We start from the raw sequence: 25,290 nt of genomic DNA on the forward strand, positions 1-25,290 counted from the left end.
CTCTCCGAATTATTCGCGTGCCAAGGCGCGGGCAGCGTCGGACAGCTCGGTGCCATTCAGGCCCTTTTTGTCCATTTCCGCACGCCATTCCTGGTCAACCGGACGAGCGGCATTCTTCATGGCGCTGAGGTCGGTTTCGCTGATGTCGATCACCTGACCACCGGATGCTTCGACGCGGGCACGGGTCTTGGCGGCAATGTCGTCAAAGACAAAACCAAAGCGCTCAACCAAAGGCAAGCCACTGCGCTCGTCGACGATCTGTTTCAGATCAGCAGGCAGGCTTTCGTACTTTTCCTTGTTCATCAACATGATCAGTACCGTAGCGGATGGATAGGTTTCCCCTGCAGCAGGCTGGGTATGGTATTTGGTGACCTCGTCCAGCTTGGTGGGCATGACGACTTCCCAGGCGCCCATGGCCCCATCCACGACACCCTTGGCAATCGCTTCAGTGACCTGGCCCGGCGGCATCGAAACGGGTTCGCCACCCAGCGCTGCCAAAGTCTTCGAGGCCATGCGCGTGGGGGTGCGCAGCTTCAGGCCCTTGATGTCGTTCAGGCCTTTGATCTCGCGGTTGGCGGTATGCAACGCGACCCCGCCATCAACGTGAATGCCGAGCACATGGTATTTGGAAAATTCGTCTTGGGCGTACTTCTGCAGGAATGTCCAGGCGGCCTTGCTGCCCGAGGTAGCATTACGCACGACGAAGGGCAGTTCCATGGCTTCGATGACCGGAAAACGCCCCGCCGAATAGCCTGGTGCGGTCCAGACGATATCTGCCACACCGCGCAGAGCCTGGTCAGCCAACTGACCCGGCGTGCCGCCCAGCTGCATGGCGGGATAGAATTGGCACTCGATACGGCCATTCGAAGCCTGGTTCAGGTCGGCACACCAAGGCTCCATGACGAGCCTCTGGGCCGGCGCGGCCGATGGCAGAAAATGCGCTATCTTTAGCGTGACTTCGGCAGCGGAAGCAGGGGCAATAAAGGCAGCCGCCAGGGCCGCAGACAGAAATAGTTTTTTCATGTGTCTTCTCCGGGTAGTGACGTACTAAGGCGGTGCGCCGTTGAGTACAAGCAGGTTTACAATAAAATTTATTTACTAATATATTACCTATATAGGCATATTATAGCTAACATATTAGTCAGTCAAGTACAGGAAAACCCTCTATGGCAGCCAATATCACCCACCGCAACCTTCCTCAGTTATTGCTTAAGGCACGCGAGGCCCTGTTGTGTCATTTCCGCGTGATCCTGACGCATTACGGCCTGACGGAGCAGCAGTGGCGGATTTTGCGCACCCTGCACGAACAGGGCGAAATGGAGCCCAATCAGCTATGTCAAGCCTGTCAGATCCTGAGCCCCAGCATGGTGGGAGTACTGGGGCGCCTGCAGACCATGGGGCTGATCACGCGAGAACGCGCCACCTATGATCACCGGCGGATCATCATCAGCCAGACGCCCGACAGCCGAGCGCTGGTGGCCAAGATCGCCCCCTTGGTCGAGGCCCAATACCGGCTGATTGAAGAGACTATTGGTCAAGACATCATCAACCAGACCTACGCCCAGATCGATCAATTGCTGGGCACCCCGTTAGACCAGGTACCCAGCGTGAAACTGCCATAAGACCGGATTAAATCCCGCCCATGCACAGGTATTTGACAACCAGATAGTCGTCCAGGCCGTAGTGTGAGCCCTCGCGGCCCACACCCGACTGCTTGACCCCGCCAAAGGGTGCGGCTTCGTTGGAAATAATGCCGGTATTAATGCCTACCATGCCATATTCCAAGGCTTCTCCCACCCGCCAGACGCGGCCAATATCGCGACTGAAGAAATAGGCTGCGAGGCCAAATTCCGTGTCATTGGCCATCTGGATGACTTCCTCGTCCGACGAGAAACGAAACAGGGGCGCCAGCGGCCCGAACGTTTCTTCGCGGGCGACCTTCATGTCGGGCGTGGCGCCGACCACGACGGTGGGCTCGAAAAAGGAAAAACCCAAAGCATGAGGCTTGCCGCCGGTCAGAACCCGCCCGCCCTTGTCCAGAACATCAGCGATATGTTCCTGGATTTTTTCGACCGCGGCCAGATCGATCAACGGCCCCTGCGTCGTGCCATCTTCCAGGCCATTGCCAACCTTCAGTTGCTGCACGGCGGCCACGAGCTTCTGGCTGAAAGCATCGTAAACCTTGTCGTGTACATAAAAACGATTGGCACACACGCAGGTTTGGCCAGAATTGCGGTATTTGCTGGCCATGGCACCCTCGACGGCAGCATCCAGATCCGCATCCTCAAACACGATGAAAGGCGCGTTGCCCCCCAGTTCCATGGAGACTTTCTTCACGGAGGAGGCGCTTTGCTCCATCAGGAGGCGACCGATTTCGGTGGAGCCGGTAAAGGTGACCTTGCGCACCAGTTCGTTGCTGGTCATTTCACCGCCAATGGCGGGGGCCGACCCCGTCACGACTGAAAACACCCCGGCAGGCACCCCGGCTTCTGCCGCCAGCACGGCCAGGGCCAAGGCTGAATAGGGCGTCTGGGTTGCAGGCTTCACCACAATCGGACAACCGGCTGCCAGTGCGGCCCCGGCCTTGCGGGTAATCATCGACGAGGGAAAATTCCAGGGCGTGATAGCCGCACATACCCCGATGGGTTCTTTGGTGACCACAATGCGCTTATCGGCCCAGGACGAAGGAATAATATCGCCATAAGCACGCTTGCCTTCTTCGGCATACCATTCCAGATACGACGCAGCGTAAGCGATCTCGCCACGCGATTCAGCCAGGGGCTTGCCCTGTTCGGCAGTCATGATGATGGCCAGGTCTTCGGTGTGGGCAATCATCAGTTCAAACCAGCGGCGCAAAATCACAGCACGCTGTTTTGCTGTCAGGCCACGCCACTGCGCCCAGGATCGGCTGGCCGCCTCGATGGCGCGGCGGGCCTCGCCCGCTCCCATTTTCGGGACGGAGCCAATCACCGCCCCAGTAGCCGGATTGGTGACATTGACCGACTGCCCGCTATCAGCATCGCACCATAGCCCGTCGACATAACATTGTTGGCGCAGCAGGTCAGGATTTTTCAAAGGCAACATGAGGAGTTCCTCCAAGTTTATGGCGTTCGATATATCGAACGATATTCTGTATAATGAACATATAGGATGTTAATGATCAGATCGCCTGACGTCAATGCATATTCCCATGAAAGAAAAACCTGCTGCCCCCGCCGTCGTCCGCGCCACCGCCATCCTGGATCTGATCGCACGATCCGACGGCCCCTTGTCCCTGGCTGACATGGCGCGCACCCTGGGCCTGCCCAAAAGCAGCCTGCATGGCCTATGCGCCACCCTGGAACAGCAAAACCTGATCACGCGCCTGAATAGCGGCACCATGACCCTGGGGCCGCATGTCATGATGTGGGCGCATGCCTTTCTGGCCCGCATCGACATCACTCAGGAATTTTTTGCATCCTGGGACGATATGCGCGTCCTGCCTGAAGACACCATTACCCTATCCATCCGCGATGGACAAGAAATCGTCTATATCGCCTGTCGCAACGGCCATCGGCCCCTGGGGTTTACATTTCGCACCGGCATGCGCCTGCCCGCTGCACGCACAGCCACGGGGCTGGCCATGCTCAGCACTTTGCCCAGCCAACGCATCCGCGCCCTATATGCGCCGGGGTCTGCTTCGACAGAATCCGCATCGGACGGAACTTCCCCCTTCATGCTGGACCAGCTGCTGGAAGAATTGCAACAAACCCGGCAGCGTGGGTATTCCGTGGATCACGAGGGCGTACACAAAGGCATGGATTGCTTTGGTGCCCCGGTATTCGATTCTCTGCACCCCGAAGCCGTGGCCGGTGTGGCCGTCAGCATCCCTGCAGGCACGGCGGACACCGCCTTGCAAGAGCACGCTGGGCAGGCCATGCGCAAACTGGCCAATCGCCTGTCGGAACGCTTGGGGGGCCGACAAAATCAGATATAGGACCAGGGACACGCTACAACCAGCGGCGAACCTTGGTTTTATAGGCAGAAAATTCATCGGCGAATTTTTCCTGCAACAGCCGTTCTTCGGGAACAATCTGATAGCGGGTGATGTAGCAGACAAAAGCAACAAGCAGCAACACCGATAGCGGGTTGCCCAAAAAAACCGCCCAGCCGACCAAAATCAGCAATATCCCCAGGTACATGGGATTGCGGCTATAGCCATAAATGCCCGACACGACCAGCGCGGATGCTTGCGCAGGCTGCCTGGGGTCGGCAGTCGTTCCGCTGCGCCTGAATATAGCCATCCCTGCCAGGCTGACCACCACGCCCAGCAAGGCCAAGGCAACAGCCACAATCAGACTGAAATCCCAGGACACAGCAAGTCCCGGAAACGATGCAGACAACAACCACATAATGCCGCCAGCCACCAACATGATGGCGGGGGGAGGAATGCGTAACTCAAGTCGGTTCATGCTTATTCCCGTTTGTATACAAACCAGAGGGCGCAAGGCCCTTAAAAAGTATCGAATTGGTTTTCAGACTATCATCATTAAACCCTATGAAACCACCAATGTTTTCAGGATTAATAATATGTTCAGAATGATTACCCGTGGATCCGTCCGCCTGGTAGAGCGCTATCTGCCAGATCCTTATATTTTTGTCTTGCTGCTGACCATAGTAGCCGCACTGGCCGCCGTCATCGGCGAACAGCGCACTCCCATGGAGGTCATTACCTGGTGGGGCAACGGCTTTTGGGGACTGCTGACCTTTGCCATGCAGATGCTGCTGGTGCTGCTGACCGGCCACATGCTGGCCAGCACGCCTCTGGTCAAGCGCTGGCTGTCGGCCCTGGCCCGTCTGGCAAGCTCGCCGGGCAGCGCCATTATTCTGGTTACCCTGGTTTCTCTGGTCGCCAGTTGGATCAACTGGGGCTTTGGCCTGGTGGTCGGCGCCCTGTTCGCCAAAGAGCTGGCCCGCCAAGTGCGCGTGGATTATCGCCTGCTGGTCGCCAGCGCATATTCCGGGTTTCTGGTGTGGCACGGCGGGCTGGCCGGGTCCATCCCGCTGACCATCGCCACACCGGGGCATTTTGCCGCCGATAAAATCGGCATCATCCCCACCTCCGACACCATTTTTTCAGTCTACAACCTGGCCATTGTGGTGGCTCTGTTCATCGCGGTGCCGCTGGTCAATCGCCTGATGCTGCCCTCTGACAAGGAAAGCGTCTATGTCGACCCTGCCCTGCTGGAGGAAGCCCCCGTCGATCTGTCGCAAACGCACGACCGCCCCGCCGACCGCCTGGAAAACAGCCGCCTCATTGCCTGGCTAATCGGTGCCGCCGGCCTGGCCTATATGTTCGACTACTACATCGTCCGGGGGGCCAGCCTCAACCTGAACGTGATTAATTTCTCGTTCCTGATTCTGGCCATTATTTTGCACGGCACCCCGCGGCGGATGCTGAAAAGTCTGGACGAAGCCATCAAGGGCGGCGCGGGTATTGTGATTCAATTTCCGTTTTATGCCGGCATCATGGCTATCATGATCGATTCCGGCCTGGCCGCCAGCCTGTCGGAATGGTTTGTCTCGTTTTCCACTGCCGCAAGCCTGCCCTTCTGGACCTTCATGAGCGCCGGCCTGGTGAATATCTTTGTCCCGTCAGGCGGCGGGCAATGGGCCGTCCAAAGCCCCGTGGTGATTGCAGCCGCCCAGGCACTGGGGGCCGATATACCCCGCATCGCCATGGCCGTGGCCTGGGGCGATGCCTGGACGAATATGCTGCAGCCTTTTTGGGCGTTGCCCGTGCTGGCCATTGCCGGCTTGAAGGCCAAGGACATCATGGGATTTTGCCTGATTCAGCTGTTTGTCTCCGGCATATTGATCTCCATCGGCCTGACCTGGCTGTAAGGTAAAAACAGCAAAGCCGCCTCAGGCGGCTTTGCTACGATTGACGCGAAAATTCCCAGATTCGGTCAAATCAGGCTGGATGCATTATCCAGCACATAATCGCAGGCTTTGTTTTTCAGATCGCCTGTTAGCTTATTCATATCAAAGGACGAGCCGTCGCTGCCCGACAGCAAGCCGCTCAGACCTTGCTGATAGCCCGTATCCGGTTTTTTCTGGGTCACCCCGGCTTGCTCCAGCAGCTTATCCTTGACGCTGGCGGCACTCGTGCCGCCCAGGTATTTTTTTTGGACACAATATTGCAAGATACCGGCCACATTGCTGGCTGTCCCGCCACCGATGCTGGGCAAGCCCAGGGCCGACCCCACACTGCCCAAGCCTGATGCGGCCGAAGACGATGTGCCTCCGCCCAAACTGCCAATGGCCTGGTCCTTGACAAGGTCTGCGATACCGGCAGCCCCGGCAGGGGCGGCAAAGGCCAATAAGCAGGCCGAAGCCAAAACCGTGGAACACAATGTCTTATACATGGATGACTCCCGCATCATTGAATACTCTCTAAGAATAGCTTGATACACTGCTTGGATGCTACGTATCGACAATCTCACCAAACACTATGGCGACCTAATGGTCTTTCAGGGGCTGAATCACACTTTTCCCCCCGGATGCGTGGCGCTGTGCGAAGAAGACAGCACCGGCAAATCCACGCTACTGGGCGTAATCGCCGGTGTGATCCGGCCAGATGCGGGCCACGTCTGGATCGACGGGCATTCCATGGCCGATACCCCTGAACAGGCCCAAGCTCGCCTGGCCTACATCCCGGATAATGACCTGACATCGCCCGCCCAGACAGGGCGCGGCCTGTTGCAGGAACTCGCCGTCCGCAAAAACACCACACTGGACGATGCGGTGCTGGACCTGGCTTACCGATTGGGGCTGGAGCCCCATCTGGACAAGCGCTTCGAACAAATGTCCACGGGCACACGCCGCAAAGTCCACCTGACAGCAGCCGCACTGGGCAACCCGGCCGTCATCGTGGCCGACGGCCCCAGCAACGGCCTGGACACCCAGGCGCGGATTGCCTTGGCCAAACAGTTTCAGCGCTGGTCCCAGGACCGCGTCGTGCTGTTTGCCAGCCACGACCGAGCGCTGGTAGAGGCCTGCGGCGCCCGTACTATCGGGATAGCGGAGCTGCATTAGACCTAAACCCGCCATGCCATTACTGAGCCCTGTCACTTCGTTGCGTCACTATGATGGCCAGGCCCATGCCCACGAGCACGATCATGTGCAGATCATGGTGCCACTGAACGGGCGCATGGAACTCGACATCAATGGGCGGGCTTCTTTTACGGATTCCTCCTGCGGTCTGATCATCCCTGCCGGGGCCAGACACGCCTATCAAGCCCAGGCGGGTACCCGCATCCTGGTCATCGATGCGCCTGAATCAGCAGGCCTGGATAAACTGCGCCGATTTGCCCTAAGCCCGGCTTGCCGTCAAATGAACGAATACGGCAATGCCCAGGATCAGCTGAACTTGCTGCTGGGCCTGCCCACCGTATTGTCGTCTCGCCGAGGGCTGGACTTGAACCAGCTGGATACGACTCTGGCCCAATCCCTGCACCAGCCGTGGAATACCACCCGGATGGCGGAGATGTTTCACCTCAGCGTGCCACGATTTCGAGCCCGGCTGCTGGAACTGACCGGCCAGACGCCAGGGCATTATCTGCGGGCCATGCGCTTGCAGCGGGCCACTCGCCTGATCACCCAAGGCATCAGCCTGGAAGCCTGCGCCGCCCAGGTAGGCTACCGCTCGGCCAGTGCGCTGGCTTACGCGCTGCGGCGCGACCTGGAGACCAGCGCCCGACGCTTGCGCCTGCCCATCCACTGAACACGCCCGGCTCACCATGCGCGTTTCTCTATCATTTGAGCACCCTCCAGATGGCATCATCGTGCCATGAACACCATCCCAAAATCGACTGCCGCCCACGCCCGCTTGGCCTCCCCCCTATCCGGCGTGCTGCTGGTGCTGGGTGCAGGCATACTCTGGGGCACCACCGGCACAGCCCAGAGCTTTTCGCCAGACACGCTTTCGCCTTACTGGGTAGGCGCGCTGCGCCTGCTGGTCGCCGCCCTGTTTTTCCTGGCCTATGCAACCTGGCTGCTGGGACCGGCCCAACTGCGCTGCGAACTCTCTGAATTCCAATGGAAACAAGCCATCTGCGCAGGCGCCTGCATGGCGGGCTATAACCTGACGTTCTTTGCCGGTGTCAAAATCACCGGCGTGGCGGTGGGCACGGCGCTGGCGCTGGGTAGCGGCCCGATCTGGGCGGGGCTGCTGCAGGCGGTCACGGGCACGCGTCCAGCAGGACATTGGTGGCTGGGCACGCTGATTGCTGTGGCTGGGGGAGTGCTGTTGGTCCTGGGCCGCAGCACCGGCATGCAGTCCGACCCGATCGGCATCCTGCTGTGCCTGACTTCTGGCCTGACATATGCCCTGTATGCCCTGCTGAATAAACAGCTGGTACAGCATGCCTCTCCCGCCGTAACGACTCTGGGGGTGTTTTCTGTGGGCGCGCTGCTGGCTCTGCCGGCGGCGGGGCTGCAGGCCGGCGCCTTGCAAATCACCCTGTCAGGCTGGCTGGTCGTGGGTTTCCTGGGCGTCGCGGCCACCGGCATCGCCTATTTGCTGTTTACCACGGGCTTGCGCAGCATCAGCGCCGCCAGCGGGGTGTCCCTGGCCTTGATGGAACCAGTCACCGCCTTTTTGCTGGCGATCGCTGTGGTGGGCGAGCGCCCGGACGCCCTGGCCTATGTCGGCCTGGCGGCCCTGCTGGCGGGCCTGGGAATCGTGATCCGGGCGGAAACCCGATGAATTAACGCAAGCGCAGCGTCAGACTCTGGGCGGCGGTCCCCACAGGCCCATGGATATCGCTCAGCACCGAGAAAGTCTCACCCAATCCAGTGGGGCCAAAGCTTACTCGGGTGTCAAAACCCACCCAACCGGCCACGGGCTGACGGATGAAGTGCACAGTCAGATCGACATTGGCAAAGAACACCCGATCAGGCTGCTGGCGTACCGCCAGGCCATTGGCTGTATCGACGAGTTTAAGAAAGTGAGCCACCGGGGGGTCGACCTCGCCAGCCACCAGGGGCGTCGTCGTGCGCAACCAGGACTGGCCCCGCCCCGCCCTGTTATCCCCCCCCCCGACGGGCCTCCAGGGTCGCAATAAAGCCCCCATCCCAGATGCTTGAAAAAGTCAGGGGATGCAGGGATTCCGGCGGCGGCAGGGGATTCCATTCCAGGCCCTCCACGGATGTTGTGTCGCTGGCCGACAAGCGCCAGACGCGCGCATGCACGCTGACCTGATCGCCATGGCACATGCGGGCCTCGACCAGCTCAATGGAACGGCCTGGACGCACCACCTGGACATCTACCGTAAACGGGCCGGAATGGATCACCCCCAACACATCGAAGGTCACCCGGGAAATCAGCTTGTCGCTGGGCAGACGGCGCTCGATCTCGGCCAGCAGCAGCCCGGCAGCAGGCGCCAGATGCTGTTCGCCCGGCTGCCAGGCCCCTTGGGAGTGCAAGGTAGAAACAAACTGGTCTTTGTTCTGACGCACATAATAAGCGTCTGGATAGGCCGTGTTGTCATGGCCCATATGGAGATTGGTGGCAATAGGCATAGCGGCTGATACATCCTTACGTTAGCTGGCAGCAGTGTAAATGCTTGACGCAAGGGCAAGGCAATTACCCGGCCACCGACACGGTTATAAGCATCATGGGTATGATAAGCATAGCGGCAAATCCTGCCCTTCATCACAGGAAACCATCATGTCTCTTGCCCCGTTTCACCTGGCCATTCCCGTCCACGATCTGCCTGCCGCCCGCCACTTCTATGGCGAGGTATTCGGCTTGACCGAAGGCCGTTCCGACACCCAGTGGGTGGATTTTGATTTTTACGGCCACCAACTGGTGATTCACGAACATCCCATCACCGCCGCCCAGGAACACGCCCACACCAACCCGGTGGACGGCCATGCCGTGCCGGTGCCGCATTTCGGCGTGGTGCTGCCCTGGGATCAATGGGAAGCCCTGGCCCAGCGCTTGAACTCATTGGGTACGAAATTCGTCATCGAACCCTATATCCGTTTCCAAGGCCAGGTCGGTGAACAAGCCACCATGTTCTTGCTGGACCCCTGTGGCAATGCCTTGGAGTTCAAGGCTTTCAAGGACATCGGCCAGCTGTTTGCCAAATAAGCCGTCCGCGTGCGGCGCCGACGGCCACAGCGCCACGGTGTCCGCCGTGCTGCGCTGGCCTCCGAGGCCTATTGAATCAGCTGATTCATTTCGATGATGGGCATCATCACGGCCAGCACGATCAGCATCACCATGCCGCCCATCAGCAGAATCATCAAAGGTTCCAGCAAGGCGGTCAGCGTCATGGCCCGGCGCTCCAGGTCTGTGGCCAGGACGCCAGCGGCCCGGTCCAGCATGGCAGGCAGCTTGCCCGTGCGCTCGCCACTGCCCACCAAGTGGATCAACAGGGGCGGAAACACTTTTTGTGCCTGCAAGGCCAGCGCCAGGGGGCTGCCTTCGCGTACCTGGCGCGTGGCCTGCACCACAGCCGCCTGCAGGCGGGCATTGTGCAGGGTCCGTCCCGCCGCATCCAGGGCCACCAATAGCGGCACCCGGCTGCTGGTCATGATCGCCAGCGTCGCCGCAAACCGAGCCACATTGACCCCTTGTACATAACGCCCCACCAGGGGCAGGCGCAAGACCCGGGCATGCCAAGCCAGTCTGGCGGGCTCATGGCGCAGGGACAGGCGCCAAAACCCATATACCAGTATCAGACCCAGCAAGGCCAGCACCCCCCACTGCTGCACGGCATGGCTTAAGGCCAGCATCAGCCGGGTCAGCAACGGCAGGGTCTGATGGGCCTGGCTAAAGGCCCCCACCACCTGGGGCACGACGTAGCTCAATAGAAAAATCACGATGGCAATCGAGACCAGCGTGACGATGCAAGGATAGATGAAGGCCGTGAGAATCTTGCTGCGCAAGGCCCCACGCGTATCCATATAATCAGCCAGACGCTCCAGCACCTCGGCCAGATCGCCAGACTGTTCCCCGGCATCGACCAGGGCGCGGTAAATGTCGGGAAAGTCTCGCGGATGGGCTGCCAACGCCTGCCCCAGGCGCAGCCCGGCGCGCACATCGTCGCGCACCGACGCCAGCACCCGCGCCACGTGCGGGCGCTCGGCCTGTTCCAGCGTGACCCGCAGGGCGGATTCCAGCGGCAGGCTGGCCGCCAGCAGGCTGGCCAGTTGGCGCGTCAACCAGCCCAGTTCTCGGTCGCGGATGCGACTGCCCCATTCCAGGCGTGTTGCGCCCTGACGCCGGGATTCGACGACTTTGATGGGCAGCAGGCCCTGATTGCGAAGATGCTGGCGGGCGCTGCGTTCGCTGTCGGCATCCAGACGGCCATGCTCGGTGCCACCGGCCTGGTTAATCGCTTCGTAGTGATAGGATGGCATGTGTGTCCTCGGCGTGGATCAACGGTCGCGAGTGACGCGCTCGATTTCGGCCCGCGAAGTCACACCGGCATGTATCCAGCGCTCTCCATCCTGGTGCAGGCTACGCATCCCCTGCGCTGCAGCCGTCTGACGCAAGGCCATCTCGCCCTGCCCCCCATGGATCATGGTTCGCAAGCCATCATCCAGAAGAAACAGTTCGTGCACCCCGGTGCGGCCACTATAGCCAGTATGCCCGCACGCGGAACAACCCTGGGGATGCCAATCGGCATGGCCGTCATCGTGCAAGATGCGGCACTGAGGACAGAGCTTGCGCACTAGACGCTGGGCCAACACGCCCTGCAGCGTCGAGGCCAGCAAGAACGATTCGACCCCCATGTCCAGCAAGCGGGTGACGGCGGACACGGCGTCATTGGTGTGCAGGGTCGCCAGCACCAGGTGTCCGGTCAGGGATGCCTGGACCGCGATTTCAGCGGTTTCCAGGTCACGGATTTCACCAATCATGACGACATCCGGGTCCTGGCGCAAAATGGCTCGCAGCGCCGAGGCAAAGGTCAGGTCAATGGCCGGATTGACCTGAGTCTGGCCAATGCCGGGCAAGTCATATTCAATGGGGTCTTCGACCGTCAGGATATTGGTGGTGGACGCATCCAGGCGCCCCAGCGCGGCATACAGGGTGGTGCTTTTACCGCTGCCCGTAGGCCCCGTCACCAGCACAATGCCATGCGGTCGACGGATGAGTTCATCCAGGCCCTGCAGCACATCGGGGGCCATGCCCAGGCGCTCTAGTTGCAGGCGACCAGCCTCTTTGTCCAACAGGCGCAGCACCACGCGTTCGCCATGGCCGGTGGGCAGGGTCGAAACCCGCACATCGATAGGCCGTCCCCCCACCCGCAAACCGATGCGGCCATCCTGGGGCAGGCGTTTTTCAGCGATATCCAGGTTGGCCATGACCTTGATGCGCGACACCAGTGCGTTGTGCAAGGCTCGGCGCGGGCTGACGATATCGCGCAAGGTGCCATCCACCCGGTAGCGCACCACGGAATGGGTTTCAAAGGCTTCGATATGGATATCGCTGGCACCATCCCGCGCGGCCTGGGTGAACAAGGCATTGATCATGCGGATGATGGGGGCGCCTTCATGCGTGTCCAGCAGATCCTCGATCTCGGGCAGGTCCTGCAGCAGCCTGTCCAGATCGATATCCTGAGCAGCTTCATCCACGACTGTCGCTGCATCCCCCGTCTGCGCATAGGCGGCCACCAGCAAGGTATCCAGATCCGCATCGGGAATCACGCGTGGTTCAAGCACGCCATGCACCCGGCGAATCTCGGCCAAGGCCCAGGCGGGCGTGCGCTCCGAGACCGTCAATGTCTGGCCCTGCACGCCGTCTTGCAACAAGACCCGCCAGGTGCGCGCCCAGGAATAGGCCAGCCGGTTGCTCATGGCTGCGGCACGACGGCAGGCTGCGCCGGTGCGCCTCCCGAGCTGGCCGGGCTGGCCTCATCGGCACGCCTGAAACCGCGCAAATCCAGCAGGCCCGAGGCCGAATCACGCTGCAGCCCCGGCAGATCGGTGATGGCATCGTTGGGCATCAGCCAGGATTGTTCGATCGGCAGATTGGTCTGGGCGGAGCGCATGAAGTTATAGCGATCCAAGGTCAGACGGGCGCCATCTTGGGCGGTTCGCACGATATGGGGCCGCAAAAACAGCATCAGATTGGTCTTACGGTGGTTACGCGACTGGTACTTGAATAAATTGCCCAGCACGGGAATGTCGCTGAGCAAAGGCACCGCAGTTGTCGTGTCGTTCATGATGTCCTCCAGCAGGCCCCCCAACACGATGATCTGACCATCATCGACCAGCACCTTGGTCTCCAGCGCACGCTTGCGCGTGATGATCGATCCGCTATTGATATTGGAGGACGGGTCCACGCTGCTGACTTCCTGGTAAAGCGATAACTTTACCGTGCCACCTTCGGAAATCTGCGGCTGGATACGCAGAGTCAGGCCCACGTCTTCACGCTGCACGGTCTGGAACGGATTGCTGGCCCCATCACCCGATGTCGTGTAAGAGCCCGTGACGAACGGCACGGTCTGGCCGACGATGATGCTTGCCGGTTCATTGTCCAACGTCATCAGATTGGGGGTGGACAGCACATTGACCCCGGATTGCTGCTGCATGGCATTGGCCAACACGCTCAGATTCAGGACCTGCTTGCCCAGGATATTGACAGTGCCGTTGACCACCCCCAGGCTCAGCCCCTTGCCCAGCGCGTCGATGGTGGTGAAGGTCTTCGCCGCATTGGCACCCAGCCCGGTACCGCCCAGGTTGGCGCCGCCAAAGACGGCGGCCCCATCACCATTGAAGCCATTGCCCCCCGCCATCCATTGCACGCCGAATTCGGCAGCCTTGTCCGCATTGACCTCGACGATCAGGCTTTCGATCAGGACCTGGGCACGGCGCTGGTCCAGCTGATCGATGACTTCGCGCAGGCTGCGATACAGGGGTTCAGGCGCCGAAATGACCAAGGTATTGGTGGCGGGGTCCGCCTGGATCGTGGCTCCTCCGGCGGAAAACGCCACAGATTGACTGTTGGAAGATGCCTGCATCGGAAATCCGCCGCCACCCATCCCGCCGCCGCTGTCGGATGAAGTAGACAAGGCGGACAACGCACCCGCCGGGCAAGCCTGTGGCCCCCCCCTGAGCGGCGGAAGCACCGGACAGCGTTGGCATGCTGCCATCCCCGGCACTGCCCGCCGCGCCCTGACCGGACAGGGCCCCACGCAGGACTTCGGCCAGGTGCGTGGCCTGGGCATTGCGCAGATACACGACATGCAGATTGCCTGTGCGCGATTCCGGCGTGTCCAAGCGCAGAATCAGATCACGCGCCTGCTTCAGGCGTTCGGGTGTGATGGCACGCAACAGCACCGAATTGCTGCGCGGATCGGCCAGCACCGCCACCTGTTGATTGCTGCGATTGGCACCGTCTTGCAGCAGTTGCTGGGCCAAAGACGCGATATCCAACGCCACCCCGTACTCGATCGGCACCACATCGGTATTGACGGTCAAGGGGGTATCGATCCGGGCAATTACCTGGGCGATGCGATTCAGATTGTCGGCATAATCGGTGATGACCAGGGCGTTGCTGCCAGCCTGCGCCGTGATCGTGTTGTTGGGGGCAACCAGAGGCCGCAGCACAGGAATCAGATCCGCCGCATTTTCGTAACGCAAAGGATAAACGCGCGTCTGGAGTTCGCCACCCGTGGCCGAGGAGGACCCGGACACAACCGTGCCACCGAGCAGCTTGGCATCGGCTTCTGGCACTACCCGGTTGACCCCATCAATATCCACCACGGCAAAACCCTGCATGCGCAAGGCACCCAGCAGCATGGCGTAGGCCGTGTCTGCATCGACCGGCACGTCCGACACCAGGGTCAATTGACCCTTGACACGCGGATCGACGACAAAATTACGGCCAGTGAACTGGGCCAGTGCCCGAACTACCCCGCCAAGCTCCGCTTCCTGGAAATTCAGGCGCGTAATGGGCTGGCCAAGATCGGCCTGCTGGCTGGCCACCGAGGAATCATCTGGTCCCGGGCGCGTCGGAATAGGCTGCAGACGACGTGGTCGGGTTGCCTGCTTGGCATCGGGCGCAGCCCCGAAGCGGGGCGCGGGCACCGCCTGCTTCGACCCCACAGCGGTATACACCACCAGAGGGGATTCAAGCGGCTCGGACGAATCCTTGGGGGTGGCGCAGCCGCCCAGCACCAGCAACAGACCCAACAATGGCAGCAGCCCAACAGGCAAAGCGCGCCGATCAACAGGCCGGATTGTGCGCTGCACGGTATCTCCGGCCGCGTTCATCGAGTGAGTCCAGGCAAGGTCTTGATTCATCAAATTACATCCGCAGTGATCGACGCCCGTCAGGACCGGTTTGCGGCCCCAGGGCTGACAGCAAACCCCGCAGGGCCGCCTGTGTATTGGAAGAAGCATCGGGGTCGGCCCAGGCCCACCCCTGAAATTGAAAGCGACCGGCCTGGGAAAGCGTGCCTTCCCCTTGCAGAAACAAAGGTCCTTGGCCCGTGCGCAATTGCAGTCCATACCCCCCCGCCCCTGCCGCAGTGATGGACACATCATAATCGCCCAATGGCCGCACCTGGCTCAGGGCCGAGCTGGCCGCCCGCCATTGCGCCTGCAGAACAGCCACATTGGCCTGCACGGCCTGTGGCCGCCCCCGCCACCCCAAGTGCAAATCGGGCCACTGCAGCAGCAGTTCCCCGCCCAGGTCCAGCGAATTGAACAAGGCATGGAAAGTCGTCAGCATCGCCGCCGGCGCCCGCAAGGACTGGCCTGACAACGACAGCCCATTAAAGCTCAGGGACAGGTCCAACGGCCCGCGTAACCACGGATGCATCAGCACCAGGCGCGGCCCCCCGGCCAAGCTGAAATGCCAACGCAGCAGATCAGGCAGGCTGCGCTGCTGTCCTGGAATGCCCACGGCCAGACGCGCCTGTCCGGACCAGACGCTGCCCTGCGCGTCCGTGACCCGCACCAGGGCCGTGTCCTGCGTCCAGGCCATGATCCAGCGCGCCGGCAAGACCAACAGCGCTGCAAGCACAGCGACCACACACCACAAAGCAAACCGACGCGACCATCGCATCATGGGCGGCTCTCGGGCGGCAGGATCAGCACCACCTGACCATCCAGCAGACCAGGTCGATCCCGACCATCCACATGGCTGCGCTGCAGGGCCAACTGGGCCACTCGCACCCGTGCCATCTGCGGCAAACCAGCCAACCAAGCCAGCAATGCTGGGGCAGGAACCTGAGACAACTGCAGTGTCCAGCGCTGGCCGGATTCGGTGATTTGAGCCGGGTTCGGAGACTCGCGCGTCAGCGTGCCGACTATACCCGCCTGCGCCAGACCATCGCGCAAGGCCTGATCAGTGGCCTCCGGCGTCATGCTGCCATGCCGACTGCGGGCCAGCACCTGGGATTCAAGCACAATCGCGTCCAGACTGGCCGCCTGCCCCTGCAGCGTCGGCAGCTGCACACGCACGGTATCCAGGGTGCGCAACGCCGGACGCACGCCCAGTCCCCAGATCAGCAAGCCTGCCAGCAACAGGCCTGCCACTTGCAGCAACCGACGCTCGCGGGGACTGAAGCCACGCCAGATGCCTCCCGCCCGTGTCATCACCAGCCCTGAAAGCCGCAACCATGATGCATGCCAGGTCGTCAAAAATCGGGTCATTTTTTTGCCCCTTCCGCATTCCCTTCGCGGACCTGCCAGCGCTGCGGCTGCGCCTCGTCGTGCTCGACCAGGATATGCCGCGCGGCGGCAGCCTGCTGTAAGGCTGCCAATGAGGCGGGCGGCTGATAGCCGGACACCAAATCCAGGCTTAGCACACCATCCTGATACTGCACGGCACGCACCTGGCCTTGGGCAAAACCCAGCACATCGGCAGCGGCCATGGCCAGGGGCAGAAAATCAGTCTCTGTGACATCCCCCCCGGACAAGCGCAAGGCATCGCGCTGCTGCTGGGCTTGGCGCAGGGGATCGATAACCACGGAAATCTGGGGGAAAGCCTGCTCGACCGTCTGCCGCATCGCCTGATTCAAGTCATCCAGGCGCCCCTGCTGCTGGCCAGCATAGAGATTCAGGCCCAGCACCCAGATCGCCACGGCCAAGCCCGACCAGACCAAAGGCCGGTGCCAGCGGGCCAGCCCGTTTCGGTTATCCGTCAGGCCGTCGGCCAACGACCAAGCGGGCCAATCTCCCAGCCAACGCGGCCCCACGGGCAAAACCAGAGATTGTGCGGGCTGCGGGTCATCCGCAGGCAAGGCCAAAGCCTGTGGCACCAGTGAGACAGGCTGCAGGCCGACTTCCTGCAGCAGCGCCCAGGCCTGGGCCAATCGCGTCCTGTCACCCCACGCCACGACCACGCTGCCATCGGCCCGACGCGGCCCATGCGCCAGCAGCAATTGCGACAGATTGGACAGAACCATGGGCTCGATGACGCTAAAAACGACTTCAGACAAACGCCGCGCCGGGACAGGCGGCACGGCCACGCTGGCGACGACTGCGTCCCCGGCCTGCAAAGCCACCTGCACAGGCCAGTTTCCCAGACTCGGCGCCAATTCGCGCAACGGTAATTCGCCTGCACGCAACACGCGCCCATCACGACCGAGCAGCGCAAAAGCCAGCGGTGTATCCAGCGTCAAATCGCAAAGCGCCGGCAAGGCCAGCCGTATGTGTTGTCTCTGTTTGTTTTTATTCATGGCGAACCCATCGGACCACGGCCCGCCCCTGCTTGTCACGATGCAGCAGGGCTTGCAAAGCGACAATCGTATCATCCAAGACCACCTCTCCGGTGATCCGGAACCAATCACTACGCACATCCAGACGCCGCAAAGCCGTGGATGGCAGATCTCGCAGGCGATTGACAATATCGCCCCGGTGCACAAACCACTGTCCATGCTGGCGCTGCGCCACCAAATCCCTGCCGCCTGCCAGGCTCAATTCCGGTACGGCTGCAGCCAGCACCTCGGCGGGCGCCGTATTGATATTGATGGAAACCGTCTCGGGAATGACGGCCACAAAAGCATCCAGCACCCCAGGCAAGTCTGCAGGCAAGCCAGCGACCGCCGTCAGATCTGACACGTCCTGCAGCCCCAGCGCACGCGGCGCACGACCTGCGGCAGGCTGGCTGTCGGCCACGCGGCGGGCAATCGGCCCCGCCCATGTCGGGTCCTGGCCCAAAGACTGCAGCAGAGCCTCCAGCGCCTGGGTCGCCGCCGGCCTGATCTGACCGCCCTGCGCGAGATCCAGCAAATTGAAACGGCCCTGCATGTCTTCGATCTGACCGGAAAACAGGGCGCGCTGCGGATCTTCCGGCGGCCCCACGGGAAGATCCGCCAAGGCCTGGGTCCACAAGCCATCCAACCGCGTGGTGGCATTATCCCGGGCATCCATCTGCAAAATCAGCCGCGACCAATCCAGCCCGCCGCGCAACAGCCACTGGCCCTGCGTGAGATTGCGCTCAATGCGTAGTCGCGCCAGCCACTGGCCCTGATGGTCTATCAGGGCCGTGGCGAGAATGGCGGCCACCATCACGACCAGCAAGGCCATAATAATCGCGACCCCGCGCTGGGACTGATCCGGATTCTTCATGGCAACAGGACCACGGAACGATAAGGCAGGGCAGAGTCATCTCTGCCCTGCAGCATCGAAAACTCCAGGCCGACGAGGCCTTCATCCTGGCTGGTCCCACGCACTGGCGCAGTCCCTGCGGGCGCCGCTGCGGCCACCCGCAGCCGATCGGGTTCAGTCCAGCCACGACCCGGCACCCAGACCCGCAAAGACCAGGCCGTGACCTGATCCAGTAACTGGACAGGCGCGCCGGGCGCGGGCAAAGGCAATCCATAACCAGGCTGCCCCGCCGCCCGAAACAAGCCGCCTTGTGTATAAAACCAATGAATCTGCTGCCATTGGCCACCGCCTGCCGCACGCACCAAGCGCAGGCCGTCGACCTGATCCCAGGACATGCCGGGCGTGCGCGGTAATAGCTGAATTCGCGCAGAGGGCCGATCCGAGACCAACGCCCAGGCAAGCAGCACATCCGGCCCCGCCTGCAATTGCAAATCCCGTTCCAGTTGTCCAAAAACCTGCATCAGGGACTGCGTCTCCCGGGCCTGGGCACCCAGGCGCTCGGTGGCCCCGGACACGGCATCCAGGCCACGCCAGGCAATCAGACTGAGCAGAGCCAGCAGCACCAGCGCAACCAGCACCTCGATGAGCGTCAGGCCCCGCTGGGCGGAATGCAGCGCCTTCATGGCAGCCGCGACGCCAAGCCATCCAATTCCGCCAGGACAGGGCCATCGCCCAGACGCACCTGGATGGTGACACGCCTGAAACGGACGTTGGGCGTCGCCCGCACGATTTGTTCGCATTGCAGGGCCAGCCCCCCCTGAGGACAGGCCTGCCGGGATTTGCCCTGGGGTGGAAAACCCTGTTGCAGCTGCATGTCGGCCAATACATTACTGGCCGACAGCATCGCCAGGCTGCGCTGCTGCAGCGCCTGTGTGCTGTTGACCCCCTGACCCAATGCCCGGATGCTGGCCGCCAACGCCACCCCGACGATGGCCAGGGCCACCAAGACTTCGATCAGGGTAAAGCCGCGTTGACCAGGACTCACTGCCGGACCTCGTAGCTGCCATCCCCTCGGCGTAGAATCTGCACCTGCTGGCGCCCCGAACGCAAGTCAATCTGCAAAGGCGCATGCACCCAGTCCGCATCAAACCGCAGCACCGCGTCGGGCTGCACGCTGACCACAATATCCAGCCCCTCGGGCCATTGCCGGGGACGCAATGGAGAATCAGCCGGAAACTCCGTATCCAGCACGCGCCCCGCGCCCATCGCCACCCGCGACGGCAGCAGCAGGCGACGGGGAATCCGTTGAAAGGCATAGCCATGCGGCGCTGGATGCCAAAGAATGACCTGTCCGGTCGCCCGTGCCTGAGTCTGCGCCGTTGCAAACAGCACGGCCAGGCGATCTGCTTCTTGTTGCAAGGCACGGCGCGATGAGTCGCCAAAGGCCGACACAGTTGCCAGCGAGGCGGCAATGCCGATAATCAGCAACACCACCATCATCTCGATCAGCGAAAATCCGCCTTGTCGACTGGCTTCAGCGGCCCCAGGAACCGACTTCGGCATCATTGCCCTCCCCCCCCGGCTGACTATCAGCCCCCAGGGAAAACACGTCGATCTCGCCATGTACGCCAGGATTGAGATATTGATAGGGCGAGCCCCAAGGATCGACCGGCATCCGATCCATATAAGCTGTCTGTCCGTTTTTCCCACCGATCAGCGCCGACAAACCCTGCTCGGACGTCGGATAACGGCCATGATCCAGGCGGTATAGCTTAAGCGCCTGCATGATGGATGCTACATCCTGACGGGCGGCAATCACCCGTGCCTGATCCGGCCGATCCATGACATTGGGCACAATCAATGCCGCCAGCACCCCCATGATGACCACGACCACCATGATTTCGATCAGGGAAAAGCCACGTTGTGGCAATGAGCGGGGGCTTCTATACTGAGCCGTCGACCCAGTCTTGCGAACCCCGCTTTCTTCATGAACCTGCCTACCCGATTGCTGCCTGCCGCCATCGATCAGCATGGCCCCAGCTTCCTGCGCGCCATCGCCCTGCTGGCCATTGCCTGCGGCATCGGGATATGGGGGGCGCTGCTGCTGGCCCCGGCCCCGGCCCCCGCGCCGGCCCAACTGGGGCAAAGCAGCACTTCGGGCCAAGCCCCGGACGCCGTGGTCGCCTGGTTCGGCAGTGGTCGAGGTCAGTTGCATATTAAAATCCTGGGATTGATTGTCGGTGGGCCACGCGGCACGGTACTGCTGTCGGTAGATGGTGCCCCGGCACAAGCCTATCGCCTGGGCGATACCCTGGCGCCCGGGGCGATCCTGGACACCATGACCGCAGACGGCATCAGCATCAGCCTGGACGGCACCATACAGCATATTGCCGCCCCTAGCCCAGCCCCCGCTGCGGCCGGTTTCGAACCGATCTTGACGCATTAGATCATCCATATTCACCCACCCAACAACACCATGATGCCGGCACCCGCCAGATAAGGCCCAAAGGCGAAGGTCTGGCCTGCTGCCAGCCGCCCAGCAGCCCGACGCAGCAAGGCTACCACCAAAGCCACCGTCGCGGCGATCAGCAATATCCTGGGCAAAGCCATCCAACCCAGCCAGGCCCCCAGGGCCGCCAATAATTTTAAATCGCCGCCGCCCATGGCCTGTACGCCCCGCAGCCATAAAAACGCCTGGCACAGGCACCACAGCGCCAGATAAGCGACCGCCGCCCCGATCAGGGCATCCATGAAGGTGGCGAATACCCCCCAGGCACTGGCCAGCAAACCTGTCCCCAGCAATGGCAAGGTCAGCCAATCAGGCAAAAAACTGGTTTCCGCATCGATCCAGGCCAAGGCCAGCAAGATACAAACAAAAAAAACCGCGGCCAACGCCGCGCCAGTGGCCCCGAAGCGCCAGCCGCACACCAAGGCCAGCAAGGGTGCCAGCACGCAAAAAAACAGCCGCAAGCGCCTGTGTAATTTGGTCGGGACCGCAGGAAGGTCTGGGTCCAGTCGTCTGGGCAGGCACCAGGCCAGCCGCACCAGCACCAGACACAGAAGCACAGACAAACCCAGTGCCGCCAAGAGCACAGTGGTCAGACTGACCGGCCAAGGGGTCCAGGGATCGATCATGCAGGCAACAACAAACCGCTCACGATCGGACCAGACACCGCGCTTGCCGTGGAACCCGTATTGCTACGCACTAATGCGCCGCCGCGACCAACAAGGCGGATTGCTGCGGGGTAGGCGCAGGAGCATCGGACACCAGGCGGAAACCGACATGTGACATGGGGCTATAGGGGTCGGACGCCTGGCGCGCACTGGGGCGATAAGACAGACAGTAGTTTTCGTTGCACAGAAATGAGCCACCGCGAATAACGCGCTTAGGGGCGGTGGCCGGCACCCCAGGGTCGGAGGGATCATAAGACTGCTTGGGGCCGCGTGGATTATCCACCGGCTGGCCGGCTGCGGCCTGGGCCTGCTGAGCAAAATAGCGGGCGTCATACCAATCCGCCACCCATTGCCAGGCATTGCCGGTCATGTCGTACAAGCCATAGCCATTGGCAGGAAACGAGGTCACCGGCAAGGTGCCGGTGGCGCCGCCTGCTTCGGGCTTTACCACCGGAAACGTGGGCTGGCTTTTATCCCAGTAATTGGCCATGGCCTGGCCGTCGGGGTTTAGCTCGTCGCCCCAGACATAGGTGGCTTGTTCCAGCCCGCCGCGGGCGGCGTATTCCCATTCGGCCTCGGTGGGCAGGCGCTTGCCCGCCCATTTGGCGTAAGCCTGCACATCGGCATAGCTGACCTGCACGACCGGGTGATCGCCCTTGCCCTCGATGGTGCTGTCCGGCCCCTGGGGATGGCGCCAGTTTGCCCCCGGCACATAACGCCACCACTGGCTGTAGTCGGAAAGATCCACGGGCGCGAGCGTCCCGACGAACACCATGGCCCCAGGCACCAGCACCGCATCGGGCGGACGCGGAATGCCGGGCGGCAACTGTACCCGGATGGTTTCCCAGTCGGGCTTGGACTCGGCGGTCGTGACGTAGCCCGTGGCCTTGATGAAATCAGCGAACTGGTCGTTGGTAATATGGGTAAGGTCCATCCAAAACCCATGCACCTGAACCGGATGGGCGGGTTTTTCGTTGTTTTGGGCAAGCTTGCTGTCGCTGCCCATCTGGAACACCCCGGGCGGCACCCAGGCCATATTGCGCGGCGTGCCCTGGCCATCCCCGACAATGACCACAGGCTCGGTGGGCTGGGAAACAGCCACCCGATCCGACCAGGCATAAGCCCCCAGCCCAGCCGCCAGCGCGATGGCCAGGGTCAACCAGAAAAACCTGAGGTGTATCCGTTTAATAAATGCCATAAGTCGGTGGGCAAGGCTTGGACTGTTGGGCTGAAATGAGCGCGTAATCCAAGCTGTTTGTCAGACCATCTGGCAATTGACTGCCATCAGGCGCGGAAAATCCGGTGAAATCATAGAGGCTTGATTGCCCCCAATGCTGCGAGAGTTGGCTCCAGATGTCAATATCAATATGATTGACCTGACCATCGATATTGCCATCCCCCGGACAATCCAGGCTGGCCACCATCATGGCATTGAGCTTTGATTCCAGTTGCTCGTAGGCCGCCACCGCCTCTTGTGAGGGGGCGGCCTTGAAACCGCCATTGGCATCAAATAAATTATTGTCTACCGTGTCCAGCATCAAGGCCCCGATTTGCCCATGCGGAGCCTCGGCTTCGTTGACTGGATAGAACTCTTCGGTGTTTTTCGTCACGGGATCAGGCTGTGCGGGATCAAACAGCAGGAAAGTATTGCGCACCAGCTTGTAGTCATGATTGCGCAGCGCCACGGATTGGTCCGGGAACGTGGTGTAGAGTTCGCCTGCATGCGGCCCGCCCTGGTTGGCGGCATACAGATCCTTGTTGACTTCGGCACACGTGTTGTAGCGCGCCACGCTGGGAGCATAACCCGCCAGGTCGGTCAGCGTGTCGTGATCCGGCCCCCACCAGATACCCATATTGTCTTCGCAGATGTGCTTGTTGGTGGCCACCTGCATGCAGGTCTTGCCGGCAAAGTTCGTGGTGGTGGTCGAGCCATCGGCCTGCAGGCCAGGATCAACCACACAAGGCGAATTACGCTGATCGCCCACCTGCTGATTCAGCCCGCTGATGGCGAAATTGACGGTGCGCATGGCGGGCTGCGCCGGATTGACCAGATAGTCGCGCAGACCCACGGAATCCAGCGTGCGCGGAACCGCCTGGTGCACATCGATACCGGCCAGTTCGCCAAAGAGCTGGAACAGATCCACCCCATTGACCATGTGATTGATCTTGCTGCCGGGCTCGGCCACCAGGGGGCCTGCTACGATCAGCGGCACCCACACCCCCGTCTGATAGGCCGTGCCCTTGGCGCGGGATACATCAAAGGGATTTTTGACCGCCTGCCCCAGCGTGCCGTTATCGCCAATGATGACAATCATGGTGTTGCTGGCCTTGGGGTCGTAATGCAAGGAACCATCCGCCTGGTAGCTGGCCAGGCCTGTTTCTACCAGCAGACGACCAAACTCCGTATCCATGGCTTCAGTCATGCGGTTTTGAATCATGCGGCCACGCGGCAGGCCAACGCAGTCGGTGCCATCAACCGGGGTGGCGGGCTCGGATGTAAGGCCCCCCGGAGGCGACTGCCAGGGGGTGTGCGCCGAGGTATAGCTGACGGTGGCCATCCAGGGCTGGCCAGAGGGCCTGGACTTTATCCAGTCGATGGCGGCATTGGTCTCGATGGTGGTGCGGTAGCCGCGAATGGGCGGATCAACCCTGGGGTCGCGGGTAATCTGGCCATGATCGACGATCAGCAAAGGCGACACATAGTAGGCATTGTATTGGTCGATATCGAAATTCAAAAATGCCGGGCGCGCGTCCGCCGGGCTGGCCCCAGGCACAAACAGCCCGCCTGAGGTCACGCACTGCAGGCCTGCGGCATCCTTTGAGGCTGGGTCCAGCGGCGCAGCCACCGCAGGACGATTGCTGTCAGGGCTGTAAAAGCAAGCCCCCTGGTTGGATTCCGACTTTGGCACAAAACCGCAGGAATATGCTGTATTGGTATGGCTGGACAAGCCCCCCGCCGTGGTGTCGATCGCGGGCGGCATGCCGTCGATCCAGCCATAGAAATAATCCCAACCCAAAACCCCGGGGGCGTTGTATTCAGCCGGGTTGTTATGCGGGCCGGCCAAGTGGAACTTGCCGAACATGGCGCTTTGGTAACCGGCTTGCTTCAGCAGCTTCGGGGTGGTGACCTCGTAGGGCGACAACTGGGCATTGGCCAGGTCATTTTCACCAATGGCCTGATAGATATGCGTGCGGGTGGGATATCGACCCGCAAAAAAGCCCGCCCGCGCCGGCGAACATTCCGGCTGCGCCCACGTATTGCGAAAACGCACGCCAGCCTGGGCCACCGCATCCATATGAGGCATTCGGGGAGCATTGGCCCCGCCATAGCCAAACGACGTCATCTGATCGATCCCGACATCATCCATCATGACAAACAGGATGTTGGGCTTATCGCTGCCGGGTTCATTGGCAGCCACATCGCTGGACCCTCCGTTGTCACAGCCCGCCAAAAGCAGCGTGGCAAATACTGCCGCACACCACGTTATCAAGCGCTTATCCCCATTGCTGATCATTGTTATTCCTTGATTGACCCTATTTTATTTTTGATAGAAATTT

General features: G+C 61.3%; 29 protein-coding genes. 8 read left to right on the plus strand and 21 right to left on the minus strand.

Translation table 11 applies throughout. The annotated features are described in order from the left end of the window. Positions 1–9: 9 nt before the first annotated feature. Positions 10–1,023, minus strand: a complete 1,014-nt coding sequence (locus VDP81_RS01245; RefSeq protein ID WP_322994801.1) for a TRAP transporter substrate-binding protein — start codon at positions 1,021–1,023, stop codon at positions 10–12. A gap of 143 nt (positions 1,024–1,166) precedes the next feature. Here VDP81_RS01245 and hpaR point away from each other — a divergent pair, with 143 nt between their 5' ends. Then, entirely contained in the window at positions 1,167–1,622 is a 456-nt protein-coding gene (gene hpaR, locus VDP81_RS01250) for a homoprotocatechuate degradation operon regulator HpaR (RefSeq protein WP_322994800.1), read from the plus strand. Between the two features lie 7 nt (positions 1,623–1,629). Here the strand turns inward: hpaR and gabD are convergent, their stop codons facing one another. Then, a complete protein-coding gene (gene gabD, locus VDP81_RS01255; RefSeq protein ID WP_323011311.1) occupies positions 1,630–3,084 on the minus strand; it encodes an NADP-dependent succinate-semialdehyde dehydrogenase in 1,455 nt (484 codons plus the stop codon). A gap of 106 nt (positions 3,085–3,190) precedes the next feature. On the opposite strand from gabD, the gene VDP81_RS01260 reads away from it, so the two are divergent. After that, positions 3,191–3,976, plus strand: coding sequence for an IclR family transcriptional regulator (locus VDP81_RS01260; protein WP_323011312.1), 786 nt, complete (start codon positions 3,191–3,193; stop codon positions 3,974–3,976). Between the two features lie 13 nt (positions 3,977–3,989). Here the strand turns inward: VDP81_RS01260 and VDP81_RS01265 are convergent, their stop codons facing one another. Beyond that, positions 3,990–4,451: an isoprenylcysteine carboxylmethyltransferase family protein gene (locus VDP81_RS01265; RefSeq protein WP_322994797.1), complete on the minus strand. Its 462-nt coding sequence runs from the start codon at positions 4,449–4,451 to the stop codon at positions 3,990–3,992. A 118-nt stretch (positions 4,452–4,569) separates the two neighbouring features. Between VDP81_RS01265 and VDP81_RS01270 the strand changes: the two genes are divergently transcribed. Then, positions 4,570–5,883 (plus strand): short-chain fatty acid transporter, encoded by a 1,314-nt coding sequence (locus VDP81_RS01270; protein ID WP_323011313.1) that lies wholly within the window; start codon positions 4,570–4,572, stop codon positions 5,881–5,883. A gap of 65 nt (positions 5,884–5,948) precedes the next feature. On the opposite strand, the gene VDP81_RS01275 is transcribed toward VDP81_RS01270, so the two are convergent. Beyond that, positions 5,949–6,407, minus strand: a complete 459-nt coding sequence (locus tag VDP81_RS01275) for a DUF2501 domain-containing protein (protein ID WP_322994795.1) — start codon at positions 6,405–6,407, stop codon at positions 5,949–5,951. Positions 6,408–6,462: 55 nt separating this feature from the next. Here VDP81_RS01275 and VDP81_RS01280 point away from each other — a divergent pair, with 55 nt between their 5' ends. The 3 genes from VDP81_RS01280 to VDP81_RS01290 all read left to right on the plus strand — a co-directional run bounded on the left by VDP81_RS01280 (position 6,463) and on the right by VDP81_RS01290 (position 8,749). Next, positions 6,463–7,077 carry an ATP-binding cassette domain-containing protein gene (locus VDP81_RS01280; RefSeq protein ID WP_322994794.1) on the plus strand — a complete coding sequence of 205 codons (615 nt, stop codon included), beginning with the start codon at positions 6,463–6,465 and terminating at the stop codon, positions 7,075–7,077. Between the two features lie 13 nt (positions 7,078–7,090). Further along, positions 7,091–7,765, plus strand: coding sequence for a helix-turn-helix domain-containing protein (locus VDP81_RS01285; RefSeq protein ID WP_322994793.1), 675 nt, complete (start codon positions 7,091–7,093; stop codon positions 7,763–7,765). 66 nt (positions 7,766–7,831) lie between these two features. Further along, a complete protein-coding gene (locus VDP81_RS01290; protein WP_322994792.1) occupies positions 7,832–8,749 on the plus strand; it encodes a DMT family transporter in 918 nt (305 codons plus the stop codon). Between the two features lies 1 nt (position 8,750). Here the strand turns inward: VDP81_RS01290 and VDP81_RS01295 are convergent, their stop codons facing one another. Together VDP81_RS01295 and VDP81_RS01300 are read right to left on the minus strand one after the other, a co-directional pair. After that, positions 8,751–9,044 carry a hypothetical protein gene (locus tag VDP81_RS01295; protein WP_323011314.1) on the minus strand — a complete coding sequence of 98 codons (294 nt, stop codon included), beginning with the start codon at positions 9,042–9,044 and terminating at the stop codon, positions 8,751–8,753. A 25-nt stretch (positions 9,045–9,069) separates the two neighbouring features. Continuing rightward, complete coding sequence (locus VDP81_RS01300; protein ID WP_323011315.1) at positions 9,070–9,564, minus strand: acyl-CoA thioesterase domain-containing protein; 495 nt, start codon at positions 9,562–9,564, stop codon at positions 9,070–9,072. Positions 9,565–9,712: 148 nt separating this feature from the next. Between VDP81_RS01300 and VDP81_RS01305 the strand changes: the two genes are divergently transcribed. Further along, positions 9,713–10,138, plus strand: coding sequence for a VOC family protein (locus VDP81_RS01305; RefSeq protein ID WP_322994790.1), 426 nt, complete (start codon positions 9,713–9,715; stop codon positions 10,136–10,138). 68 nt (positions 10,139–10,206) lie between these two features. Here VDP81_RS01305 and gspF read toward each other — a convergent pair whose 3' ends face one another. Genes gspF through gspG form a run of 12 tightly spaced genes read right to left on the minus strand, consistent with a single transcriptional unit; the run spans position 10,207 to position 20,455 of the window. Beyond that, positions 10,207–11,412: a type II secretion system inner membrane protein GspF gene (gene gspF, locus VDP81_RS01310; RefSeq protein WP_322994789.1), complete on the minus strand. Its 1,206-nt coding sequence runs from the start codon at positions 11,410–11,412 to the stop codon at positions 10,207–10,209. Positions 11,413–11,430: 18 nt separating this feature from the next. Continuing rightward, positions 11,431–12,852: a type II secretion system ATPase GspE gene (gspE, locus tag VDP81_RS01315; protein ID WP_322994788.1), complete on the minus strand. Its 1,422-nt coding sequence runs from the start codon at positions 12,850–12,852 to the stop codon at positions 11,431–11,433. Continuing rightward, positions 12,849–14,018: a type II secretion system secretin GspD gene (gspD, locus tag VDP81_RS01320; RefSeq protein WP_323011316.1), complete on the minus strand. Its 1,170-nt coding sequence runs from the start codon at positions 14,016–14,018 to the stop codon at positions 12,849–12,851. Before gspD ends, gspE begins: the two co-directional genes overlap by 4 nt. Further along, entirely contained in the window at positions 13,918–15,303 is a 1,386-nt protein-coding gene (locus VDP81_RS01325; protein WP_416233199.1) for a secretin N-terminal domain-containing protein, read from the minus strand. The genes gspD and VDP81_RS01325 overlap by 101 nt, the downstream gene beginning before the upstream one ends. A gap of 4 nt (positions 15,304–15,307) precedes the next feature. Then, positions 15,308–16,072 carry a type II secretion system protein N gene (gene gspN, locus VDP81_RS01330; protein WP_322994786.1) on the minus strand — a complete coding sequence of 255 codons (765 nt, stop codon included), beginning with the start codon at positions 16,070–16,072 and terminating at the stop codon, positions 15,308–15,310. Beyond that, positions 16,069–16,659, minus strand: a complete 591-nt coding sequence (gene gspM, locus VDP81_RS01335) for a type II secretion system protein GspM (RefSeq protein ID WP_322994785.1) — start codon at positions 16,657–16,659, stop codon at positions 16,069–16,071. Before gspM ends, gspN begins: the two co-directional genes overlap by 4 nt. Next, positions 16,656–17,687, minus strand: coding sequence for a type II secretion system protein GspL (gene gspL / locus VDP81_RS01340; RefSeq protein ID WP_323011318.1), 1,032 nt, complete (start codon positions 17,685–17,687; stop codon positions 16,656–16,658). Before gspL ends, gspM begins: the two co-directional genes overlap by 4 nt. Then, on the minus strand, positions 17,680–18,579 hold the full coding sequence (gspK, locus tag VDP81_RS01345) for a type II secretion system minor pseudopilin GspK (protein WP_322994783.1): 900 nt from the start codon (positions 18,577–18,579) through the stop codon (positions 17,680–17,682). The genes gspL and gspK overlap by 8 nt, the downstream gene beginning before the upstream one ends. Beyond that, the gene (locus tag VDP81_RS01350) at positions 18,576–19,241 is read right to left on the minus strand and encodes a prepilin-type N-terminal cleavage/methylation domain-containing protein (RefSeq protein WP_323011319.1); all 666 of its coding nucleotides are present in this window, start codon (positions 19,239–19,241) and stop codon (positions 18,576–18,578) included. Before VDP81_RS01350 ends, gspK begins: the two co-directional genes overlap by 4 nt. After that, positions 19,238–19,603, minus strand: a complete 366-nt coding sequence (gene gspI / locus VDP81_RS01355; protein WP_322994781.1) for a type II secretion system minor pseudopilin GspI — start codon at positions 19,601–19,603, stop codon at positions 19,238–19,240. The genes VDP81_RS01350 and gspI overlap by 4 nt, the downstream gene beginning before the upstream one ends. After that, the gene (locus VDP81_RS01360) at positions 19,600–20,124 is read right to left on the minus strand and encodes a prepilin-type N-terminal cleavage/methylation domain-containing protein (protein WP_323011320.1); all 525 of its coding nucleotides are present in this window, start codon (positions 20,122–20,124) and stop codon (positions 19,600–19,602) included. Before VDP81_RS01360 ends, gspI begins: the two co-directional genes overlap by 4 nt. Beyond that, the gene (gspG, locus tag VDP81_RS01365; RefSeq protein ID WP_416233237.1) at positions 20,093–20,455 is read right to left on the minus strand and encodes a type II secretion system major pseudopilin GspG; all 363 of its coding nucleotides are present in this window, start codon (positions 20,453–20,455) and stop codon (positions 20,093–20,095) included. The genes VDP81_RS01360 and gspG overlap by 32 nt, the downstream gene beginning before the upstream one ends. A 90-nt stretch (positions 20,456–20,545) precedes the next feature. On the opposite strand from gspG, the gene VDP81_RS01370 reads away from it, so the two are divergent. After that, complete coding sequence (locus VDP81_RS01370) at positions 20,546–21,004, plus strand: hypothetical protein (protein ID WP_323011322.1); 459 nt, start codon at positions 20,546–20,548, stop codon at positions 21,002–21,004. A gap of 11 nt (positions 21,005–21,015) precedes the next feature. Here the strand turns inward: VDP81_RS01370 and VDP81_RS01375 are convergent, their stop codons facing one another. The 3 genes from VDP81_RS01375 to VDP81_RS01385 form a co-directional block, all read right to left on the minus strand. Further along, positions 21,016–21,693 (minus strand): A24 family peptidase, encoded by a 678-nt coding sequence (locus tag VDP81_RS01375; protein ID WP_323011323.1) that lies wholly within the window; start codon positions 21,691–21,693, stop codon positions 21,016–21,018. A gap of 70 nt (positions 21,694–21,763) precedes the next feature. After that, positions 21,764–22,930, minus strand: coding sequence for a formylglycine-generating enzyme family protein (locus tag VDP81_RS01380; RefSeq protein ID WP_323011324.1), 1,167 nt, complete (start codon positions 22,928–22,930; stop codon positions 21,764–21,766). Continuing rightward, entirely contained in the window at positions 22,917–25,247 is a 2,331-nt protein-coding gene (locus tag VDP81_RS01385; protein ID WP_323011325.1) for a sulfatase-like hydrolase/transferase, read from the minus strand. Before VDP81_RS01385 ends, VDP81_RS01380 begins: the two co-directional genes overlap by 14 nt. Positions 25,248–25,290: the final 43 nt, after the last annotated feature.

Source organism: Castellaniella sp., assembly GCF_034675845.1.
Lineage (GTDB): Bacteria > Pseudomonadota > Gammaproteobacteria > Burkholderiales > Burkholderiaceae_B > Castellaniella.

Excerpts from the sequence above, each read along its gene's own strand:
- VDP81_RS01305 (WP_322994790.1), top strand. The coding sequence starts at position 9,713 with ATGTCTCTTGCCCCGTTTCACCTGGCCATTCCCGTCCACGATCTGCCT.
- gspN (WP_322994786.1), bottom strand. The coding sequence starts at position 16,072 with ATGATGCGATGGTCGCGTCGGTTTGCTTTGTGGTGTGTGGTCGCTGTG.
- VDP81_RS01290 (WP_322994792.1), top strand. The coding sequence starts at position 7,832 with ATGAACACCATCCCAAAATCGACTGCCGCCCACGCCCGCTTGGCCTCC.
- VDP81_RS01385 (WP_323011325.1), bottom strand. The coding sequence starts at position 25,247 with ATGATCAGCAATGGGGATAAGCGCTTGATAACGTGGTGTGCGGCAGTA.
- gspM (WP_322994785.1), bottom strand. The coding sequence starts at position 16,659 with ATGACCCGATTTTTGACGACCTGGCATGCATCATGGTTGCGGCTTTCA.
- gspE (WP_322994788.1), bottom strand. The coding sequence starts at position 12,852 with ATGAGCAACCGGCTGGCCTATTCCTGGGCGCGCACCTGGCGGGTCTTG.
- VDP81_RS01280 (WP_322994794.1), top strand. The coding sequence starts at position 6,463 with ATGCTACGTATCGACAATCTCACCAAACACTATGGCGACCTAATGGTC.
- VDP81_RS01300 (WP_323011315.1), bottom strand. The coding sequence starts at position 9,564 with ATGCCTATTGCCACCAATCTCCATATGGGCCATGACAACACGGCCTAT.
- gspG (WP_416233237.1), bottom strand. The coding sequence starts at position 20,455 with ATGGTGGTCGTGGTCATCATGGGGGTGCTGGCGGCATTGATTGTGCCC.
- gspD (WP_323011316.1), bottom strand. The coding sequence starts at position 14,018 with ATGCAGGCATCTTCCAACAGTCAATCTGTGGCGTTTTCCGCCGGAGGA.
- VDP81_RS01275 (WP_322994795.1), bottom strand. The coding sequence starts at position 6,407 with ATGTATAAGACATTGTGTTCCACGGTTTTGGCTTCGGCCTGCTTATTG.
- gspF (WP_322994789.1), bottom strand. The coding sequence starts at position 11,412 with ATGCCATCCTATCACTACGAAGCGATTAACCAGGCCGGTGGCACCGAG.
- gabD (WP_323011311.1), bottom strand. The coding sequence starts at position 3,084 with ATGTTGCCTTTGAAAAATCCTGACCTGCTGCGCCAACAATGTTATGTC.
- VDP81_RS01270 (WP_323011313.1), top strand. The coding sequence starts at position 4,570 with ATGTTCAGAATGATTACCCGTGGATCCGTCCGCCTGGTAGAGCGCTAT.
- VDP81_RS01285 (WP_322994793.1), top strand. The coding sequence starts at position 7,091 with ATGCCATTACTGAGCCCTGTCACTTCGTTGCGTCACTATGATGGCCAG.
- VDP81_RS01325 (WP_416233199.1), bottom strand. The coding sequence starts at position 15,303 with ATGAATCAAGACCTTGCCTGGACTCACTCGATGAACGCGGCCGGAGAT.
- VDP81_RS01370 (WP_323011322.1), top strand. The coding sequence starts at position 20,546 with ATGAACCTGCCTACCCGATTGCTGCCTGCCGCCATCGATCAGCATGGC.
- gspK (WP_322994783.1), bottom strand. The coding sequence starts at position 18,579 with ATGAAGAATCCGGATCAGTCCCAGCGCGGGGTCGCGATTATTATGGCC.
- VDP81_RS01380 (WP_323011324.1), bottom strand. The coding sequence starts at position 22,930 with ATGGCATTTATTAAACGGATACACCTCAGGTTTTTCTGGTTGACCCTG.
- VDP81_RS01360 (WP_323011320.1), bottom strand. The coding sequence starts at position 20,124 with ATGATGCCGAAGTCGGTTCCTGGGGCCGCTGAAGCCAGTCGACAAGGC.
- gspL (WP_323011318.1), bottom strand. The coding sequence starts at position 17,687 with ATGAATAAAAACAAACAGAGACAACACATACGGCTGGCCTTGCCGGCG.
- VDP81_RS01265 (WP_322994797.1), bottom strand. The coding sequence starts at position 4,451 with ATGAACCGACTTGAGTTACGCATTCCTCCCCCCGCCATCATGTTGGTG.
- VDP81_RS01350 (WP_323011319.1), bottom strand. The coding sequence starts at position 19,241 with ATGAAGGCGCTGCATTCCGCCCAGCGGGGCCTGACGCTCATCGAGGTG.
- VDP81_RS01375 (WP_323011323.1), bottom strand. The coding sequence starts at position 21,693 with ATGATCGATCCCTGGACCCCTTGGCCGGTCAGTCTGACCACTGTGCTC.
- hpaR (WP_322994800.1), top strand. The coding sequence starts at position 1,167 with ATGGCAGCCAATATCACCCACCGCAACCTTCCTCAGTTATTGCTTAAG.
- VDP81_RS01260 (WP_323011312.1), top strand. The coding sequence starts at position 3,191 with ATGAAAGAAAAACCTGCTGCCCCCGCCGTCGTCCGCGCCACCGCCATC.
- VDP81_RS01245 (WP_322994801.1), bottom strand. The coding sequence starts at position 1,023 with ATGAAAAAACTATTTCTGTCTGCGGCCCTGGCGGCTGCCTTTATTGCC.